Raw genomic sequence first — 18,503 nt, forward strand, 5'->3', positions numbered from 1 at the left:
TCACAACTCCCTTACCGACAGCAGCGGTTCGGCCCGGTCCCAGCCGACCACCGGCCCGTCCCGGCAGACCAGCAGCCCGCCGAGCTGACAGTGCCCGCAGTGCCCGGTCGCGCACCGCATGTTGCGCTCCAGCGACACCCGGATCCGCTCCGGGGCCACTCCCAGATGGGCCAGCTCCCGCGCACCGGCCCGGATCATCGGCTCGGGCCCGCAGACGAACGCCCAGGTGTCGGCCGGTTCGAAGGGCGCCCGGCCCAGCAACTGGGTGACGACACCGACATCGCCGCGCCAGCCCGGGTCCGGCCAGTCGACCGTCACGCCGGTGTACGCGGTCGGCCAGCTCGCCAACTCCGTACGGGAGATCAGATCCCTCGGGGTACGCGCCCCGGCGAGCACGCTCACCCGGCGGTACGCCCCCGGCGCGGCCAGGGCGCGCAGGACCAGCGGCCGCAGCGGGGCGAGCCCGATACCGCCCGCCACCACCAGCACATCCCGGCCGCGCGCCCGCTCCAGCTCCCAGCTGGTGCCGAACGGCCCGCGCAGCCCCACCACATCACCGACCCGGGCCGCGCACAGCCCCTCGGACACCGCGCCCACCGCCCGCACGGTGTGGGCGAGACCGCCCGTCGACTGCACCGAACTCACCGACAGCGGGATCTCCCCGCGCCCGAAGCAGTGCACCATCGCGAACTGCCCCGGCGCGAAGTCCGCAAGCGCCTCCGCGAACGGCTCCAGCCGCAGCGTGACCGTCTCCGCGGTCTCCCGCACACGGTCGGCCACCAGGTAGGGGACGGGCACGGCGGTCATCGCAGGTCCCCCGTCACATGCGCGCCGTACAGGTCCACCAGCCGGGCCCGCGCCGCGTTCAGCCGATGCGACAGCACCCGGCCGACCCAGTGGCCGACCGCACGCCCGAACGCCGCGTCCTCGTCGCACATCAGCCGCACGGCGACCGCGTCGAACTCCCAGGCCCGCACCCGGGTGACGGCCTGCGCGCCCAGCTGCCACACGAACGGCTCGTACAGCCACGACCAGCCCACCAGATCACCCTCGCCGAGCGTCTCGACGACCGGCGTGGGATGACCCGGCACATGCATGTCCAGGGCGACGGTGCCCTCGCGCACGATCCAGAAGCGGTCGGCCGCACCGCCCTCGTCGAAGAGCCGCGTCCCCGCCGGCAGGTCGACCTCACGGGCCGTGCGCAGCAGCCGGTCCCGGTGCTCGGGCGGCAGCGCGTGCGCCAGCCGCAGGGCGATCGAGGGAGTCATCGTTCGGCCTCCGTCCTCGTCTCGAGCTCGGCTTGCAGCGCGGCGACCTCCTCGGTGATGTCGATGCCGACCGGGCACCAGGTGATGCAGCGCCCGCAGCCCACGCATCCCGACGAGCCGAACTGGTCGTACCAGGTGGACAGCTTGTGGGTGAGCCACTGCCGGTAGCGGGCGCGCGGCGAGGAACGCACCGGTCCCTCGTGCAGATAGGAGAAGTCCAGGTCGAAGCAGGAGTCCCAGCGCTGCCAGCGCTCGGTGTGGTCCCCGGTGAGATCCGTGACCTCCTCCGTCGTCACACAGAAGCAGGTCGGACAGACCATCGTGCAGTTCCCGCAGGTCAGACAGCGGGCGGCGACATCGTCCCAGCGCTCGGCCTCGACACTCGCCCCCATCAGCGCCCGCAGACCGACCGGCGGCATCGTCCGCCCCATCCGCTCCCGGGCCCCCTCCACCGCCGTCCGGGCGGCATCCTCCGTACCGGCGCCGGCCCGCTCGTGCGGCACCTCGTCGATCAGCTCCGCCCCCTCGGCGCTCCCGACCCGCACCCAGAACCGGTGCCCGTCTGCGTCCACCACCTCGGTCAACGCCAGATCGAACCCGGCATCGGCGGCCGGCCCACCGCCCATGGACAGACAGAAGCAGGTCGCACCGGGCTCGGTGCACTCGACGGCGATCAGCAGCGCGCCCCGCCGCCGCGCCCCGTACCCGTCGTCCGGGAACCGCCCCCCGGTCAGCACCCGGTCCTGGATCGCGATGGCCCGCAGATCACAGGGCCGTACCCCGAGAAAGGCGTACGACGGCGCCGAGGGCTCCTCGGCCCGGAACCCGACGCCACCGTCCGCCGTCCGGTCGGCGCTCCACAGCCGCTCCCGCGCCGGATGCAGAAAGGACTTCCAGGACTGCGGCCCCGCACTGTGCGCGAACGCGGCCCCGTCCTCCCGCCGCACCAGCCGGTACCGCCCGGCCTCCAGCTCGACCCCCCACCCGTACGGCAACTCCTCGGCCGACGCCAGCTCCGCCAGCACCACGGCCCCGTCCCGAACTGTCGGCCCGACGACCGTCCGCCCCCGCGCGACCAGGGCCTTGACCAGCGCGTCCAGCCCCGCCCGATCGATGACGAACCCATCCCGGCTGACGCTCATGACGCTCCTCCAGGTCCCAGGGGACTACGCGTGCGTCCACCGTCAGAGTCATCCCGAGTGCCCCCCGATGGGCAGGGGCTGACCGGCCCTGTCAGGGGGCCGAGCGGTTCCTCTGCGGCAACGCCTCTCCCAGCTCCCCCTCCACCGCTCCGGCCATGGCCCGCAGAACCTCAAGGGTCCGCTCGGCCTCCCCCTCGTCCACCTCACTGATCGCGAACCCCACATGCACGATCACATACGCCCCCACCCCCGCCCCCGGCGTGCAACTCAGACACACCTCACGCCGTACGCCCCCGAAATCCACCGTGGCCATCCGCAGCCCGGCGTCGTCGTACATGGACAGAATCCGTCCCGGAATCCCCAGACACACCGCTCTCACCCTTCCCGCGCCAGCCGCGCCGCGGCAACCGCCGCCTGCCCGTAGCTGATACCGCCGTCACCCACCGGCACCTGGCCCCCGACCAGCACGCGCAGCCCCAACGCGTGCAGCCGCCGGCGCACATCGGTCAACAACCGCCGGTTGACGAAACACCCCCCGCCCAGACACACGGTCCGCGGGCCACCCTCGGCCACGACATGGCCGACCAGCTTGCTGGTCACCACCGCGAGGGTCTGGTGGAAGGCCGCCGCCAGCGTCCCCACCGGCTCCCCGTCCTGCCGCCGCCGCAGCAGATCCGCGAGGGTCGGCATCGGGTCGTACACCCACAGCCCGCCCACCCGCACCACCCGGTGCGCCAGCGGCACGGCCCGCTCCTCGCCGGCCGCCGCCTCCAGCCGTACGGCGGCCTCGCCCTCGTACGACACCTGCCCGCAGGACAGCCCGAGCAGCGCGGCCACCGTGTCGAAGAGGCGACCGGCGCTGGAGGCGCGCGGGCAGTTGACGCCGCGTGCGATCATCGCGCGGACGGCGGTGGCCTCCGCGGGGTCCAGCCGGTCGGTGAAGGGCCGGACCAGCCGGGCGTCGGGGCGAGGGAAGCCGAGGGACTCGCCGCCGAGCAGCCGGCCGAGGGCGGTCCGCGCGGGATGCCGCACCGCCGACTCGCCGCCGGGCAGCGGCGCGGTCGCGAAGCGGCCCACCCGCCGGTAGCCGGCCAGATCGGCGACGAGGATCTCCCCGCCCCACAGCGTGCCGTCGTCACCGAGGCCGAGCCCGTCGTAGGCGACGCCGAGGAACGGGCCGCGCACCCCGTGCTCGGCGGCGCAGGCCGCCACATGCGCGTGGTGGTGCTGCACGGCGATCCGCCGCAGCGGCTGCGCCGCGGCCCACTGGGTCGACAGATAGCCGGGGTGCAGATCGTGCGCGACGACGGCCGGTTCGATGCCGGTGAGCCGCCGCAGATGGTCGTACGACCCCAGGAACGCCTCGTGGGCCGCCAGGTCGGACAGATCACCGGTGTGCGGCCCGAGGTGGGCCCGGCCGTCGGCGGCCAGAGTGAACGTGTGCTTCAGCTGGGCCCCGGCCGCCGCCAGCGGCACCGGCGTGTCCAGCGGCAGCGGCGCCGGGGCGAGGCCCCGGGCCCTGCGGACGGTGATCCGGACCTGCCCGGCGAACTGCAGCACCGAGTCGTCGTAACGGGAGCGGATGGGCCGGTCATGGGTGAGGAACCCGTCCGCCACACCGGCCAGGGAGCGCCGGGCGGCACGGTCGTCGACGGCGATGGGCTCGTCGGAGAGATTGCCGCTGGTGACCACGAGCGGCCGGGCCAGCTCGTCCAGCAGGAGGTGGTGCAGCCCGGTCGTGGGCAGGAACAGGCCCACCCGGGACAGCCCCGGGTTCACCCCGGCGGCGAGCGGCGGCCGCCTGCGGGACGGGCAGGGACGGCGGGCGAGGAGCACGACGGGCCGCTCCGGCGCGGTCAGCGCGCGCTCCTCCGACGTGCTGATCCGTGCCAGCCGGGCCGCCGCCCGCAGGTCCGCGACCATCACCGCGAACGGCTTCACCGGCCGCCCCTTGCGGCGCCGCAGCTCCGCCACCGCCCGCTCGTCGGTCGCGTCGCACACCAGCTGGTAGCCGCCGAGACCCTTCAGCGCGACGATCCGCCCGTCCGCGACGGCCGCCACCGCCGCCTGGAGCGCCCGCTCGCCGCGCAGGCCCTCCCACGCCAGGGCCGGACCGCAGACCGGGCAGGCCACCGGCTCGGCGTGGAAGCGGCGGTCGCCCGGGTCGGCGTACTCGGCCGCGCACCGCTTGCACAGCGGGAAGCGCCGCATGGTGGTGCGGACCCGGTCGTACGGCAGATCCTCGATGATCGTGGCGCGCGGGCCGCAGTCGGTGCAGTTGATGAAGGGGTAGCGGTGGCGCCGGTCGGCGGGGTCGCGCAGTTCGCGCAGACAGGCGTCGCACAGCGCGGCGTCCGGCGGCACCTCGCGTGCCGTCGTCTCCATCGGCGCCGGGGTGCTGCGGCGCACCTGGAAGCCACGCTCGGACGGCGGCTGCCGCGCGCCCGGGCTCAGCCGTACCCGGCGCACCCGGGCGAGGGCGGGCGCGTCGGCCCGTAGCCGGGCGGCGAACTCCTCGACGGCGGCGGGCGGTCCGGCGACCTCGCCCTCCACATGGCCGTTGATGTTGGCGACCCAGCCGGCCAGACCGAGGCCCGCGGCCGTGCGGTACACGAACGGCCGGAAGCCGACACCCTGCACGGTGCCGTACACCTCGAAGTGCCGTACGGTCATGCCGGCCTCCCGGCCGTCGCCCTGCGATGGCGGGCGATCTCCTCCTCGACGGCGTCCACGAGCGGCTCCACGGCCGCCGCGACCGCCGGGGTCAGACCGGTCCCGAAGTCCGTCTGCGCGCCCTCCACCGCGTACACCACCAGCCGCTCGGGCAACAGGCCCAGCACCCGGGCCAGTTCCACGGCCTCGCCCAGGCCGAGCCCGTGCGAGCTGGTCGCCGACGGGCGGTCCAGACGCCCGCCGTCCACCTCCAGCCGGTGCACCCGGCCGGGGTGGCCCGGATGGGCGTGCGCGGCGTCCACCACCACGGCGAGCGCGGCGCCCTCCCACAGCCCGATCAGCCGCCCCGGGTCCCCGTCGCACGTGGCGAACTCCGGCCCTGGCCCCGGCCCCGCACCGGCGCCGGCCCGCTCCCGCAGCCGCGCGACCACGGCCCAGCCCACACCGTCGTCATGCCGGAAGTCGTTCCCGACGCCGACGACGACGATCGATTCCCGCGCCCTCATACCGACACCCTGCGCCACCGACCCCACGCTCCACAGGGGCCGAAGGACCCGGACACGGGGGCTGAACCGCCCGACGGCTCAGGAGCCGGAGCCGGGCGAGGGCCGGGGCGGGGCGGGGGTGGTGTCCGTGGGTTCGGGGGACGGGCGTGGGGTGGTGTCCGGGGCCGGGGGCCGGGCAGTGTTCGGGGGCCGTGTGTGGTGGGCCAGTAGGGGTGTGTGCTGGTGGTCTTGGGCCTGTTGCAGGGGCGGGTGGGTTCGGGGGACGGGCGTGGGGTGGTGTCCGGGGCCGGGGGCCGGGCAGTGTCCGGGGGCCGTGTGTGGTGGGCCGGCAGAGGCGTCCCCCGGTGGTCCTGGGGCTGCCGGGGCGGGTGAGTCGAGGAGTTCCCCGGTGGGCTTCCTCCTGCTGAGGTCCTTCTCGTCGGCCTGCCCGCGACGCCGGGGCCGATGGTCGGGTGCCCCGGTCGACGTACGCTGGTCACCGTGCAGCGAGCTCAACCAGCTTCCCAGGACGGCGCCTTGGCCGCCGCGGCCCACTTCACCGACACCCCTGCCCTGCGCCTGCGCCCGCTGGCCGGCGCGCTCGTCGAGGTCGTCCTCGACGACGGCCGCACCGTGATCGTCAAACGCGCGGACGCCCCCCGCGCGGCGCGGGCCGAGGCGGCCGGGCTGCGCTGGCTGGCCGACACCGGCACCGTGCCCGTACCCGTCGTGCACGGCCACGACGAGCGCTGGCTGGTCTCCGACCGGGTACCCGACGGCCGCCCCAGCCCCGAGGGAGCCTTCCGGTTCGGCCGCGAACTGGCCGCACTGCACGCCACCGGCGCTCCCGCGTTCGGCGCACCGCCCCCGGACGGCCCCCGGGAGGCGTACATCGGCCTCGCCCCGATGCGCAACGTCACCGGCGACGACTGGCCCGCCTGGTACGCGCAGCACCGGGTCCTGCCCTATCTGCGCACCGCCGTCGACGCCGGCACGATCCGCCCCGCCGAGGCCGTCGTCCTTGAACGGGCGTGCGAGCGCATCCCCGACCTCGCCGGCCCGGCGGAACCGCCCGCCCGCCTCCACGGCGACCTCTGGAACGGCAACGTCCTCTGGGACGGCGACGGCCGCGCCTGGCTCATCGACCCGGCCGCCCACGGCGGCCACCGCGAAACCGACCTCGCGATGCTGCACCTGTTCGGCTGCCCGCAGCTGGACCGCATTCTGGACGGCTACCAGTCGGTCACCCCGCTGGCCGACGGCTGGCCCGACCGCATCCCCCTCCACCAGCTCTTCCCCCTCCTGGTCCACGCGGTCCTCTTCGGCCGCCAGTACGCGGAACAGGCGCTGACGGCGGCCGACCGTATCGGCTGACCGACCAGCACGGACCCGGCACCTCCTCCGCCCCACGGCACCTCCCTCAGGGGCCGAACGGACCCGCGCAGAGCCCTGGCGGCCCCTACCTGCCCCCGTCGCCCGGGGCAACGCTGGGCACCGAGAGCAGACCGAAGCGCAGACTGAAGCGCAGGAGGTGCGCACATGCTGCCCCCCGTCATCGCCGGAGTCGACGGATCCCCCGAAAGCCTTGCCGCCGCCGAGTGGGCCGCCCGCGAGGCCGTACGCCGGGGCAGGCCACTGCGCCTGCTCCACGCCTGGAACCGGCCCTCACACCGCGGCGGCACCCCCGCCGACCCTGCCCTGAGGCACCTGGCCCGGCGCGCCCTGCGCCAGGCCGAGGACCGGATCCGCCGCACCTGCCCGGGCGTGGTCGCCCTCCAGGACCGGCAGGTCGAAGGGCCGCCGACGGCCGCCCTGCTGACCGCCGCCCAGGGCGCCGACCTGCTCGTGCTGGGCTCGCGGGGACTGAGCGGCTTCACCGGCTTCCTCGTCGGCTCCGTCGCGCTGGGCGTCGTCGCCCGCGCCGAGCTGCCCGTCGTACTGGTCCGGGCGGGGGAGGAGGCCGCCGACGAACACCTCCCGGCGGCCGACGGAAGCGCCTCCACCCGCACGCCCTACCGGGACGTCGTCATGGGCCTGGACCTCGACGACCCCTGCGACGAGGTCATCGAGTACGGCTTCGAGGCAGCCCGGACCCGTGGCGCGCGCCTGCGCGTGGTGCACGCGTGCCGGCCGCCCGCCGCGTTCGGCGGCCTCGGCCCCGCCACGCTCGGCACCACCATGATCGGCCCCGCCACGCTCGGCCCCACCGCCCTCGGCCCCGGCGAGCTCGGCCTGCTCGACGGACCGGAGCGGCTGGAGGAGTGGCACGGCTTCCTGACCGCCGTGCTCCAGCCCTGGCGCGACAAGTACCCCGGCGTCGAGGTCACCGAGACCGTCACCGAGGGCCGCGCCCCGTCCCCCCTGATCCGCGCCGCGTCCTCGGCCGGGCTGCTGGTCGTCGGCCGCCGCGTCACCGACCGCCCGGCGAGGCCGCGCACCGGACCCGTCACCCACGCCGTCATCCACCACGCCGGCTGTCCCGTCGCCGTCGTCCCGCACACCTGAGAGGTCGAGCCCCGATGACCACGCCCACGCAGTACGTGTACACGTTCGCCCAGGGCAGCCGGGAGATGGCCGCCCTGCTCGGCGGCAAGGGAGCCGGACTGGCCGAGATGACCCGGCTCGGGCTGCCCGTGCCGCCCGGGTTCACCGTCACCACCGAGGCATGCCGGGCCTACCTCGCGACCGGCGAGGAACCGCCGGAACTCGGCGCCGAGGTGGCCCGCGCCCTGGCCGGCCTGGAGCACGCCATGGGCCGCTCCCTGGGCGCCGCCGGCGACCCCCTGCTGGTGTCCGTCCGCTCCGGCGCCCGCTTCTCCATGCCCGGCATGATGGAGACCATCCTCGACATCGGCCTCAACGACGACTCCGTGCACGGCCTGGCCAAGGCGTCCGGCGACGAACGCTTCGCCTGGGACTCCTACCGCCGTCTCGTACAGATGTTCGGCCGTACGGTGCTGGGGGTGGACGGCGACCTCTTCGAGCACGCCCTCGCCGCCCACAAGGCCAACCGCCACGTCAAGGCCGACGACGAACTCGACACCGAGGAACTCGTCCTGATCACCGAGGAGTTCAAGGAGATCGTCCGCCGGGAGACCGGCGAGGACTTCCCGCAGGACCCCGCCGAGCAGCTGAGCCGTGCCATCCGCTCCGTCTTCCGGTCCTGGAACGTGGAACGCGCGCGGGTCTACCGCCGCCGCGAGCACATCCCCGACGACCTCGGCACCGCCGTCAACGTCCAGGCCATGGTCTTCGGCAATCTCGGCCACGACTCCGGCACCGGCGTCGCCTTCACCCGCGACCCCGCCACCGGCGAACGCGGCGTGTACGGCGACTACCTGCCCGACGCCCAGGGCGAGGACGTCGTCTCGGGTGTCCGCGACGCGCTGCCCCTGCACGCCCTGAAGGAACTCGACCCGCGCGCCTACGTCGAGCTCGGCGACCACATGCGCACCCTGGAGAACCACTACCGGGACCTGTGCGACATCGAGTTCACCATCGAGCGCGGCAAGCTGTGGATCCTGCAGACCCGCGTCGGCAAGCGCACCGCCGAGGCCGCCTTCCGCATCGCCCACGACCTGCGCGAGGAGACCGCCATCAGCGCCGACGAGGCCCTGATGCGCGTCGACGGCACCGCGCTGACCCGGCTGATGTTCCCCCGCTTCGACACCACCTCCGCCGAGGAGCCCCTCGCCCACGGTGTGCCCGCCTCGCCCGGAGCGGCGGTCGGCGCCGTCGTCTTCGACTCCGCCGAGGCGGTACGGCGGGCCGCGGCCGGCGAGCCCACCGTGCTGGTGCGCCGCGAGACCACCCCCGACGACCTGCCCGGCATGATCGCCGCGCAGGCGGTGCTCACCAGCCGGGGCGGCAAGACCAGCCACGCGGCCGTGGTCGCCCGCGGCATGGGCAAGGTGTGCGTGTGCGGTGCCGAGGAACTCGCCGTCGACACCGAGGCCCGGCGGTTCACGACCGCCTCCGGGACCGTGGTCCGCGAGGGCGACACGGTGTCCGTCGACGGCACCGCCGGCACCGTCCACCTCGGCGCCCTCCCGCTCACCGCCTCGGCCGTGGCCGGCGCCCTGGAGACGGGGACGGCGACCGGACCGCTCACCACGGCCGTCCTGGAGTCCCTCGGCCACGCCGACTCGGTACGCCGCCTGGAGGTGCGCGCCAACGCCGACACCCCCGAGGACGCCGTCCGCGCCCGCGCGCTGGGCGCCCAGGGCATCGGGCTGTGCCGCACCGAGCACATGTTCCTCGGGGAGCGGCGGGAACTCGTCGAGGCGATGATCCTGGCCCGCGACGACACCGCCCGCGAGCGGGCGCTGGCCGCGCTGCTGCCGCTGCAGCGCTCCGACTTCACCGGCATCCTGGAGGCGATGGACGGCCTGCCGGTCACCATCCGCCTCATCGACCCGCCGCTGCACGAGTTCCTGCCCGACCGCACCGAACTCGCCGTCCGCATCGCCAAGGCCGAGGAGCCCGACCCGTACGACCGGGCCCTGCTCGAAGCCGTCGAGCGCGTCCACGAACAGAACCCCATGCTGGGCCTGCGCGGGGTGCGGCTGGGCCTGGCCGTGCCCGGGCTGATGGCCATGCAGGTGCGGGCGATCGCCGAGGCGGTGGTCCGGCGCCTCGCCGACGGGGGCCGGCCGCGCGCCGAGATCATGATCCCGCTGGTCGGGACCGTCGAGGAGCTGCGGCTGGCGCGCGCGGAGGCCGAACGCGTCCTCGCGGAGGTCGCCGCCGAGACCGGCACCGCCCTCGACTGCCCCATCGGCACCATGATCGAACTGCCGCGCGCCGCGCTCACCGCCGGCCGCATCGCCCGGTCCGCCGACTTCTTCTCCTTCGGCACCAACGACCTCACCCAGACCACCTGGGGTCTGTCCCGCGACGACGCCGAGGCGTCCTTCTTCCCGCTCTACATGGAGAAGGGCGTGTTCGAGGTGTCGCCGTTCGAGACGCTCGACCAGGAGGGCGTGGGCCGGCTGGTCGAGCTGGCCGTCGACGCGGGACGCGCCGTCAACCCGGATCTGGAGACCGGGGTGTGCGGCGAACACGGCGGCGACCCCGACTCGATCCACTTCTTCCACCACGCGGGCCTGGACTACGTCTCCTGCTCGCCCTTCCGGATCCCGGCCGCCCGACTGGAGGCCGGCCGGGCGGCCCTCGCGGAGACGACGGGGACCAGCGACACCCGGTGACCCGGTCATGACGCCGGGGGCGGTGCCCGACGGCACCGCCCCCGGTCGGGGAACGGATCAGGTGGTGCGATCACCCTTCGGCTTGCCCCGCTGGTCGGGGGTGCCGTGCGGCGGTGGGCTGAAGGGCTGCGGCGAGGTCGCCGGCGACACCGGGGAACCGGTCTGCCGCTCGGACTGCTCCGGACGCAGGGCACCCGGATCGCCGGACGTCGGCTCGGCGCCCGCCTCCAGCTGCTCCAGCCGGGACGTCAGCACCTCGGTGATCGGCAGCCGGTCGGCGTGGGTCCGCTCATAGGCGAGGAGCTCCTCCACCTCCCCGGCGGTCAGAGAACGCACCCGGCTCTCCAGACCTCCGATCGGCAGATGGTCGTAGTCGGGCAGTGGCAGGCTGCTGCGGCCGGGGTCGGCCATGGATCTCACTTCCGTTCCTACGGTGGTCCGACGCCGGCCGCAGGCGGGTGCGCCTCAGTGCGCGCCCAGGCCGCCGCCGCCGAACGAGCCGCTGCTGCCCTTGCTCCAGCGCGGCCGCTTCGTCGACGTGCTCGGCCGGGTCTGCATGTTGGTCAGTTCGTACGGGGTCAGAGGACGACCGCCCTCGGGGGTCCGGGGCACCTCGTCGGGTTCCCGGTTCTCCCGGATCTCGTGCACCGGACCGCCCGGCGGCACATGCGGTTGCTCCTCGGGGCGCGGCCGGGGCGGCTCGCGCAGCTTGATTCGGTTGCCCAGCCAGAAGGCGCCGCCCAGCATGGCCACCACGGCCAGTGCGACCGCGAACAGCGCCAGGCTGAGCAGGCCGCTGGTGGCGGCCAACTGCACGGATGCACTACTCATACCAGCCGAATACCCCTCCAACCGGGCGTGAACCGCGTCCGGACCCCGTCCCGGGTTCCCCTCACACACCGTCGCCAAACCGGCGCACGCCGTGCGGCGGGGGCAGGTTTGGCCCGTGCGCTCGGGGCTACTCGCGCGGTGTGACTTCGTCGCCCACCCAGCAGGAGCTCTACCGGTTCCTGGAGGAGCGTTTCGCGTGCGCGCAGGCGTGTACCGAGTGTGCGCGCCTCTGCGCGATGCGTGCGAGCCTCGTGGACCCGACCGGCTCCGGACAGCACGAACCCGCCCGCCGGAAGGGGATCATGTGCGCCGAGGCGTGCGACGCGACCTGCCGGGTCCTGTCCGAACAGAACCGCCTCGACGAGACCGGCCTCCGCGTCCAGCTGGAATGGTGCCGGGCCGTATGCCTGGAAAGCGCCGACACCTTCGACACGGAACCAGACGCCGAGGCGGCGTCCCGAGCCTGCCGCTCCTGCGCCCAGGCATGCACGGACTTCCTGAGCACGCTGACGTAGGCACGCCCAAGCTCCGGGCAGTCCTGCCGCTGGGGCGCAGCGGCACCCCGCCGGCGCGGGCCAGCGCACCCCCAGCTACGCCCCGCCGTCCAGAGTCCGCCCCATCCGTACGTTCCACCGCCCCGACCGACCGGTGAGCTCCACCACCGTCAGCGGGGGCACATCGGTGCGCCAGAACGCCGACTCCGGCGCCCCCAGAGCCCGTACCGCCGTCGCCCGAACCAGCTCCGGCTCGACCACCGCGACCACCCGCCCCGCCAGTCCGGACACCGACGCGAGCCAGGCCCCCACCCGGTCGCACACCGCCCGCACCGACTCCCCACCGTGCGGCGCGGCCCCCGCATCGGCCAGCCACGCCGCCAGCGCCTCCGGCTCCCGCGCCGCCACTTCCGTGAGCGTCTCACCGCGCCAGCGCCCCGCGTCCATCGCCGCCAGCTCCGGCGCCTCCGCCGCGTGCAGCCCCAACGCCGCCGCCGTCTCCCGGCAGCGCACGGTGGGCGAGACCCAGGCCCGCTCCACCACGCCCAGCGCCCCCGCCGACCCCCGCGCCTGCCGCAGCCCCACCGCGTCCAGCGAGCCCCCGTCCTCGAAGCGCGCCTCACGCAACCCCGCGCTCAGCGCGGGGGAGACCAGCATCAGCCGGACCGTCACAGGACACCTTCCTCACAGTGATCTTCGTCTCGTCGGCGCGGGGCGCCGCATCCGGCACCGCCGTCCCCACCCTCGCCCATGTCCGGGCCGCCGGACCACGTCCAGCCGTGCGCCCCACAGCCAGGATCGCGGCCCAGGAGCAGACCCGGCCCCAGGCGGGGACACGGCGCCCGACCGCCAACAAGCCTCCATCCATGGCTACTTGAGCGCACCGGCTGCCGCGCACGCCCCCCGCGCGGACGGCGGGGAGCCGGAACGGCGGCACCACGTCGGCCCCGCCACGGCGCCCGCGACTCCAGCCCCACCCGCCCCAAACGCCCCGCCAGTTCGTCCACCGCCCCCCTCATGCCCGCCCATCCTGCCGCAGCGACCGACCCGCCCCACCCGGGGGCGCCCGCCACCGCGGCACGCGCCCTTGGCCCGAGCTGCGGTTTCGCGGTACGGTCTCGGGCGAAATCGACGACGGCACGCGGAAGCCGGTGCAACTCCGGCACGGTCGCGCCACTGTGAGTCCGCCGACGCACCTCGGTGCGGGAGGGGATGAGTCAGACCCGCGCCGTCGTCCTGTGCACCACCGAGCCGGGACGCGAGTTCCCCAGGAGGTCCTGCCATGGCGCAGTCCGCCGTCCAGCCCAGCGCTACACCCACCGCCGTACCGACCAAGCTGCCGCTCTCGGCGATCGCCCCCTGGGCGGTCTTCTTCGGCATCCTGATGCTGGTGCTGCTCTACTTCGTCGGCGCCGAACAGGGCGCCACCGCACTGACGTCCGGCGACGGCGTCCACGAGTGGGTGCACGACGCCCGCCACCTGCTCGGCTTCCCCTGCCACTGACGGCGGTGAGGAAACCGACAGCCCCATGAACTCGGCAACCGTCCGTACCCTCCTGGTGCGCGGCATGCTCGCGGGTCTCGCCGCGGGCCTGATCGCCCTGGTCGTCGCCTACTTCCTGGGCGAGCCGCACGTCGACGCGGCCATCGCCTTCGAGGAGGCGCACGCGCACGAACACGGCGGCGCGGAACCCGTGAGCCGTACGATGCAGTCCACCGCGGGCCTGTCCACCGGTGTGCTCGTCTACGGCGTCGCGTTCGGCGGCATCGCCGCCCTCGCGTACTGCTTCGCACTCGGCCGCATCGGCCGCTTCGGGCCGCGCGCGAGCGCGCTGCTCCTGGCGGTCGCCGGCCTGCTCGCCGTCTACGTCGTCCCGTTCCTGAAGTACCCGGCCAACCCGCCGGCCGTCGGCGACCCCGACACCATCGGCCGGCGGACCACCCTGTACTTCCTGATGGTGGTGCTGAGCGTGCTGCTCGCCGTCGCCACCGTGATCCTGGGCAAACGCCTCGCCCCGCGCCTGGGCAACTGGAACGCGACCGTCGCCGCCGGCGCGTTCTTCGTCCTCGTCGTCGGCCTGGCGTACGCCTTCCTGCCGTCCTTCAACGAGGTCCCGGACCATTTCCCGGCCCTGCTGATGTGGAAGTTCCGCCTGGCGGCCCTGGCCGTCCAGGCCACCCTGTGGACCGCCTTCGGGCTGATCTTCGGGGAACTGGCGGAGCGGGCACTGGCCCCCAAGGCCGTACGGCCGGAGTCGCTCACCCGGGCGACTCCCGTACCGCACTGACCCGTTCGGGCACCGTCCAGGCCCCCGTCGCCTCCGGGCACGGGGGTCTTCCCGTCCCGTACTCCTCCCCGCACCAGCATTCCCAATTACTGAAACACGTTCTACGGTGTGCGCCGTCAGGAGACCGGCCCTGTGCAGCCAGGAGGCGACGCCGTGCACCTCGACCACACCCCCGAGCAGCTCCGACTGCGTGCCGAACTACGCGCTTACTTCGCCGATTTGGTGCCCGACAACGCCTACGCCCGGCACGCCGACCCGGTCGCCGCGAAACGCTTCTACCGGACGACCATCCGCCGCCTCGGCACCGACGGCTGGCTCGGCGTCGGCTGGCCGAAGGAGTACGGCGGGCGCGGCCTGACCCCCGTCGAGCAGTTCGTCTTCTTCGACGAGGCCGCCCGGGCCGGCGTACCGCTGCCACTGATGGCGCTCAACACCGTCGGCCCGACGATCATGCGGTACGGCACCGAGGAGCAGAAGGCGTACTTCCTGCCCCGCATCCTCTCCGGCGAGATCGACTTCGCCATCGGCTACAGCGAGCCGGACGCGGGCACGGACCTGGCGTCCCTGCGGACGCGGGCGGTCCGTGAAGGCGACGACTACCTCGTCAACGGCCAGAAGATCTGGACGACCAACGGCGACACCGCGGACTGGGTGTGGCTGGCCGTGCGCACCGACCCCGACGCCCCGCCCCACAAGGGCATCACCATGCTGCTCGTCCCCACCACCGACCCCGGATACTCCTGCACCCTCATCCACACCCTCGCCTCGCACGACACCACCGCCAGCTACTACGAGAACGTCCGCGTCCCCGTCTCCCACCGTGTCGGCGCCGAGAACCATGGCTGGCGGCTGATCACCAACCAGCTCAACCACGAGCGCGTCACCCTCGCCGCACACGGCACCATGGCCATCCGCGCCCTGCACGACGTCCAGCGCTGGGCCACCGGGACCAAACTCGCCGACGGCCGCCGCGTCGTCGACCTCCCCTGGGTGCGCCGCCGCCTCGCCCAGACCCACGTCCGCCTCGACGCCCTGAAGCTGCTCAACTGGCGCATGGTGGGCGCACTCCAGAACGGCACGCTCACCCCCCAGGAGGCATCCGCCGTCAAGGTCTACGGCTCCGAGGCCCGCCGGGACGCCTACGCCTGGCTCCTCGAGATCGTCGCCGCCCCGGGCGCCCTCCAGGAGGGCTCGGCCGGCGCCGTCCTCCACGGCGAACTCGAACGCGGCTACCGCTCCGCCGTCATCTTCACCTTCGGCGGCGGCAACAACGAGATCCAGCGCGAGATCATCTCGTGGATCGGCCTGGGGATGCCCCGGGTGCGCCGCTGACACTCGTGTGACCATTGAGAATCTGTGCGCCGGCTTCCGCGCGCGCCCTGGCCACGAGAGGTGCGTAGGGGCCCGCGACAGGCGTGCCTCGACCTGAAGCCGCGCCTGAACCGTTCTTTGGGCACTGCGCGGCACTCGCGGCACTGGCCGATCGCACCGACGACCTGACGGCCGTCGCCCTCCTGAACGACGTGCTCCGTATCCAGCCGAGACCGTGCACGCCGTGCAGATCGAGCTCGGCCCCGTCCCCCTCGCCTGCACACCCTGCCGGGTCTTCACAGGCTGCACGCCTGGCGGGCGGTTGCGAGGTGTCGAAGCGCTTCACCTGACGACTCAAGATAATGAGAATTTTCTGGCGAAACAAGAGGAATGAGGGCAACGCAGCCTTGATTCCCCACAGGCATTGACACCGCATCCAGGGTAATGGAACCGTCGAAGCGCTTCACCAGCCGTTTGCCGCTTCCTCCGCTTGAGGTGTGCTCCCTACGCCCTGGACCACAGCAACCACCGTGCCCGCCACTCCGGTTCGGCAGCAGACCGGGAGCATCGCCCGCGCCGCGCCGGATTCCAGAAAGGACAGCGTCATGTCCCGGAAGTCCAAGAAGAGACGCGTCAGAGACGTACTGGTAGCCCTGCTGATGGGGGTCTCGCCGCTGATCGCGGCGCTCGTACTGACCGGCACCTCGGCCACCACCGCGTCGGCCGCGTCACTCACCGAGGTGACCAACTTCGGCAACAACCCCGGAAACCTGCGCATGTACGTCTACAGGCCGGACAACGCTCCGGCACGCCCGGCAGTGGTGGTGGCAGTGCACTACTGCACCGGCACGGCGCCCACTTTCTACTCCAACACGGAGTTCGCCCGCCTGGCCGACCAGCACGGGTTCATCGTCGTCTACCCGGACGCGAACGTCAGCGGGCAGTGCTTCGACGTCTCCTCGCCCCAGGCGCTCAAGCACGACGGGGGCAGTGACCCCACGAGCATCGCCTCGATGGTCCGATACACCGTGCAGAACATGAACGCCGACGCCGACCGGGTCTACGTCACCGGCGCCTCGTCCGGCGCGATGACGACCAATGTCCTGCTCGGCGACTACCCCGACCTGTTCAAGGCCGGTGCGGCATTCATGGGCGTGCCGTTCGGCTGCTTCGCCACCACCGACGGCTCCGGCTGGAACAGCGCCTGCGCCACCGGCCAGATCACCAAGACCCCGCAGGAGTGGGGCGACCTCGTCCGGAACGCCTACCCGGGGTACACCGGCCCCCGGCCGCGGATGCAGCTGTGGCACGGCACCGAGGACGACGCGCTGCGCTACCCGAACTTCGGTGAAGAGATCAAGCAGTGGACCAATGTGCTCGGGGTGAGCCAGACCCCGGTCTTCACCGACTCCCCGCAGGCCGACTGGACCCGCACCCGCTACGGCTCCACCGGCGCGCAGGCCCCGGTCGAGGCGATCAGCATCCAGGGCGCCGGGCACAGCCTGCCCGCCAGCGGTATGGCGGCCCGGGCCATCGCCTTCTTCGGACTCGACGGCTCCGGCGGGACCACCGCAGGTCCGATCCGCGCCACCGGTTCCGGCAAGTGCCTGGACGTGCCCGGCTTTTCTCAGACCAATGGCACCCAGACACAGATCTGGGACTGCAACGGCGGCACGAACCAGACCTGGACCAGAACGTCGACCAAGCAGCTCACCGTCTACGGCGGTGCGAAGTGCCTCGACGCGGCCGGCACCGCGGCCGGCGCCAAAGTCGTGCTGTGGGACTGCAACGGCGGCACCAACCAGCAGTGGAACCTCAACTCCAACGGCACCATCACCGGCGTCCAGTCGGGCCTGTGCCTGGATGTGACCGGTGTGTCCACCGCCAGCGGCACACTGGTCGGACTGTGGGACTGCAACGGCGGCAGCAACCAGCAGTGGCGCCTCGGCTGACAACGACCCGCTGCCCCTCTGCTGGACGTGGCTCGTGATCGCGCCCACACGTAGCTCAGGCACACCCGCGAAGCGGCGGCGGACCTCCGCGGCTCCTGAGCGTCAACTCCCCTTGTTCTGCACCCAAAGAGGTATGTCATGAGAAAGTCTTGGATTCTTTCCCTGAGCACGGTTGTCGCCACCGCGCTCGGGGGGACAGCGGCAGGTGTGGCCCCTGCCTCCGCCGCTTCCGACACGCCTTTGCGGGTCATGCCGTTGGGCGATTCCATAACGTGGGGTGTGGGAAGCAGTACGGGCAACGGCTATCGGGGGCCGCTGTGGAACAGGCTCGCGGCGGACGGCCATCCGCTGGACTTCGTGGGGACGGTGCGGGGCGGTTCGATGTCCGACCCCGACAACGAAGGCCACTCCGGATACCAGATCAACAAGATCGCCGCACTCGCCGACGCCTCGCTGACCCGCTACCGGCCCAACGTGGTGACGCTGCACATCGGCACCAACGACCTCATAGGGGCCTCCGGGCCCGACGCCGCCATCGCCGAACTCAGGGCGCTGGTCGACCAGATCACCGCCGACGTCCCCGACGCGACCGTCCTCGTGGCCTCCCTGGTCGTGTCCACCAACAGCTCGGAGGAGCAGTGGCGGGGCACGTACAACCAGGCCATCCCCCAGATCGTGAGGGACGCCCAGGCCGCGGGCAAGCGTGTCGCGTTCGTCGACATGAGCAGTCTGACCACGGCGGACCTGGCCGACCCCTTGCATCCCAACGACGCGGGCTACCAGAAGATGGCCGACGCCTTCCACCGCGGCGTCCGGGCCGCGGACAGCGCGGGGTGGCTGAGGAACCCCGCC

18 protein-coding genes and 1 riboswitch are annotated in these 18,503 nt (G+C 73.4%); of the genes, 9 read left to right on the forward strand and 9 right to left on the reverse strand.

What is annotated here, in order from left to right:
* The 6 genes from ACH5AC_RS30980 to ACH5AC_RS31005 all read right to left on the reverse strand — a co-directional run bounded on the left by ACH5AC_RS30980 (position 1) and on the right by ACH5AC_RS31005 (position 5,589).
* A complete protein-coding gene (locus ACH5AC_RS30980; RefSeq protein ID WP_398865551.1) occupies positions 1-807 on the reverse strand; it encodes an FAD/NAD(P)-binding protein in 807 nt (268 codons plus the stop codon).
* On the reverse strand, positions 804-1,268 hold the full coding sequence (locus ACH5AC_RS30985) for a Crp/Fnr family transcriptional regulator (RefSeq protein ID WP_398865552.1): 465 nt from the start codon (positions 1,266-1,268) through the stop codon (positions 804-806). Before ACH5AC_RS30985 ends, ACH5AC_RS30980 begins: the two co-directional genes overlap by 4 nt.
* Positions 1,265-2,410, reverse strand: coding sequence for a 4Fe-4S dicluster domain-containing protein (locus tag ACH5AC_RS30990; protein ID WP_398865553.1), 1,146 nt, complete (start codon positions 2,408-2,410; stop codon positions 1,265-1,267). The genes ACH5AC_RS30985 and ACH5AC_RS30990 overlap by 4 nt, the downstream gene beginning before the upstream one ends.
* 91 nt (positions 2,411-2,501) lie before the next feature.
* Positions 2,502-2,780, reverse strand: a complete 279-nt coding sequence (locus ACH5AC_RS30995) for a HypC/HybG/HupF family hydrogenase formation chaperone (RefSeq protein WP_398865554.1) — start codon at positions 2,778-2,780, stop codon at positions 2,502-2,504.
* 5 nt (positions 2,781-2,785) lie between these two features.
* Positions 2,786-5,083 (reverse strand): carbamoyltransferase HypF, encoded by a 2,298-nt coding sequence (hypF, locus tag ACH5AC_RS31000; protein ID WP_398865555.1) that lies wholly within the window; start codon positions 5,081-5,083, stop codon positions 2,786-2,788.
* On the reverse strand, positions 5,080-5,589 hold the full coding sequence (locus tag ACH5AC_RS31005) for a hydrogenase maturation protease (RefSeq protein ID WP_398865556.1): 510 nt from the start codon (positions 5,587-5,589) through the stop codon (positions 5,080-5,082). The genes hypF and ACH5AC_RS31005 overlap by 4 nt, the downstream gene beginning before the upstream one ends.
* A 480-nt stretch (positions 5,590-6,069) precedes the next feature.
* Here ACH5AC_RS31005 and ACH5AC_RS31010 point away from each other — a divergent pair, with 480 nt between their 5' ends.
* The 3 genes from ACH5AC_RS31010 to ppdK all read left to right on the forward strand — a co-directional run bounded on the left by ACH5AC_RS31010 (position 6,070) and on the right by ppdK (position 10,775).
* A complete protein-coding gene (locus ACH5AC_RS31010; RefSeq protein WP_398865557.1) occupies positions 6,070-6,942 on the forward strand; it encodes a fructosamine kinase family protein in 873 nt (290 codons plus the stop codon).
* Between the two features lie 165 nt (positions 6,943-7,107).
* Positions 7,108-8,073, forward strand: a complete 966-nt coding sequence (locus ACH5AC_RS31015; RefSeq protein ID WP_398865558.1) for a universal stress protein — start codon at positions 7,108-7,110, stop codon at positions 8,071-8,073.
* 14 nt (positions 8,074-8,087) lie between these two features.
* Complete coding sequence (gene ppdK / locus ACH5AC_RS31020; protein ID WP_398865559.1) at positions 8,088-10,775, forward strand: pyruvate, phosphate dikinase; 2,688 nt, start codon at positions 8,088-8,090, stop codon at positions 10,773-10,775.
* 57 nt (positions 10,776-10,832) lie between these two features.
* Here ppdK and ACH5AC_RS31025 read toward each other — a convergent pair whose 3' ends face one another.
* Both ACH5AC_RS31025 and ACH5AC_RS31030 read right to left on the reverse strand, forming a co-directional pair.
* Entirely contained in the window at positions 10,833-11,186 is a 354-nt protein-coding gene (locus tag ACH5AC_RS31025) for a hypothetical protein (protein ID WP_398865560.1), read from the reverse strand.
* 54 nt (positions 11,187-11,240) lie between these two features.
* Entirely contained in the window at positions 11,241-11,606 is a 366-nt protein-coding gene (locus ACH5AC_RS31030; RefSeq protein WP_398865561.1) for a DUF6479 family protein, read from the reverse strand.
* Between the two features lie 140 nt (positions 11,607-11,746).
* On the opposite strand from ACH5AC_RS31030, the gene ACH5AC_RS31035 reads away from it, so the two are divergent.
* A complete protein-coding gene (locus ACH5AC_RS31035) occupies positions 11,747-12,121 on the forward strand; it encodes a ferredoxin (RefSeq protein WP_398865562.1) in 375 nt (124 codons plus the stop codon).
* 75 nt (positions 12,122-12,196) lie between these two features.
* Here the strand turns inward: ACH5AC_RS31035 and ACH5AC_RS31040 are convergent, their stop codons facing one another.
* A complete protein-coding gene (locus ACH5AC_RS31040) occupies positions 12,197-12,772 on the reverse strand; it encodes a histidine phosphatase family protein (protein ID WP_398865563.1) in 576 nt (191 codons plus the stop codon).
* 424 nt (positions 12,773-13,196) lie between these two features.
* Positions 13,197-13,348: riboswitch (cobalamin riboswitch) on the forward strand.
* A 34-nt stretch (positions 13,349-13,382) separates the two neighbouring features.
* On the opposite strand from ACH5AC_RS31040, the gene ACH5AC_RS31045 reads away from it, so the two are divergent.
* From ACH5AC_RS31045 to ACH5AC_RS31065, 5 genes are all read left to right on the forward strand, one after another.
* On the forward strand, positions 13,383-13,604 hold the full coding sequence (locus ACH5AC_RS31045; RefSeq protein WP_398865564.1) for a CbtB-domain containing protein: 222 nt from the start codon (positions 13,383-13,385) through the stop codon (positions 13,602-13,604).
* A gap of 25 nt (positions 13,605-13,629) precedes the next feature.
* Complete coding sequence (locus tag ACH5AC_RS31050; RefSeq protein WP_398865565.1) at positions 13,630-14,388, forward strand: CbtA family protein; 759 nt, start codon at positions 13,630-13,632, stop codon at positions 14,386-14,388.
* Positions 14,389-14,541: 153 nt separating this feature from the next.
* The gene (locus ACH5AC_RS31055) at positions 14,542-15,720 is read left to right on the forward strand and encodes an acyl-CoA dehydrogenase family protein (RefSeq protein ID WP_398865571.1); all 1,179 of its coding nucleotides are present in this window, start codon (positions 14,542-14,544) and stop codon (positions 15,718-15,720) included.
* Positions 15,721-16,304: 584 nt separating this feature from the next.
* On the forward strand, positions 16,305-17,651 hold the full coding sequence (locus ACH5AC_RS31060) for a PHB depolymerase family esterase (protein ID WP_398865566.1): 1,347 nt from the start codon (positions 16,305-16,307) through the stop codon (positions 17,649-17,651).
* A 138-nt stretch (positions 17,652-17,789) separates the two neighbouring features.
* The coding region (locus ACH5AC_RS31065; protein WP_398865567.1) for an SGNH/GDSL hydrolase family protein at positions 17,790-18,503 on the forward strand (714 nt) is incomplete at its 3' end.

The sequence above is a fragment of the Streptomyces sp. NPDC018693 genome, from assembly GCF_044391385.1.
GTDB lineage: Bacteria > Actinomycetota > Actinomycetes > Streptomycetales > Streptomycetaceae > Streptomyces.

Coding starts and splice junctions, on each gene's coding strand:
- ACH5AC_RS31060 (WP_398865566.1), top strand. CDS start 16,305: ATGTCCCGGAAGTCCAAGAAGAGACGCGTCAGAGACGTACTGGTAGCC.
- ACH5AC_RS30980 (WP_398865551.1), bottom strand. CDS start 807: ATGACCGCCGTGCCCGTCCCCTACCTGGTGGCCGACCGTGTGCGGGAG.
- ACH5AC_RS31015 (WP_398865558.1), top strand. CDS start 7,108: ATGCTGCCCCCCGTCATCGCCGGAGTCGACGGATCCCCCGAAAGCCTT.
- ppdK (WP_398865559.1), top strand. CDS start 8,088: ATGACCACGCCCACGCAGTACGTGTACACGTTCGCCCAGGGCAGCCGG.
- ACH5AC_RS31005 (WP_398865556.1), bottom strand. CDS start 5,589: ATGAGGGCGCGGGAATCGATCGTCGTCGTCGGCGTCGGGAACGACTTC.
- ACH5AC_RS30990 (WP_398865553.1), bottom strand. CDS start 2,410: ATGAGCGTCAGCCGGGATGGGTTCGTCATCGATCGGGCGGGGCTGGAC.
- ACH5AC_RS31050 (WP_398865565.1), top strand. CDS start 13,630: ATGAACTCGGCAACCGTCCGTACCCTCCTGGTGCGCGGCATGCTCGCG.
- ACH5AC_RS30985 (WP_398865552.1), bottom strand. CDS start 1,268: ATGACTCCCTCGATCGCCCTGCGGCTGGCGCACGCGCTGCCGCCCGAG.
- ACH5AC_RS31025 (WP_398865560.1), bottom strand. CDS start 11,186: ATGGCCGACCCCGGCCGCAGCAGCCTGCCACTGCCCGACTACGACCAT.
- ACH5AC_RS31030 (WP_398865561.1), bottom strand. CDS start 11,606: ATGAGTAGTGCATCCGTGCAGTTGGCCGCCACCAGCGGCCTGCTCAGC.
- ACH5AC_RS31045 (WP_398865564.1), top strand. CDS start 13,383: ATGGCGCAGTCCGCCGTCCAGCCCAGCGCTACACCCACCGCCGTACCG.
- hypF (WP_398865555.1), bottom strand. CDS start 5,083: ATGACCGTACGGCACTTCGAGGTGTACGGCACCGTGCAGGGTGTCGGC.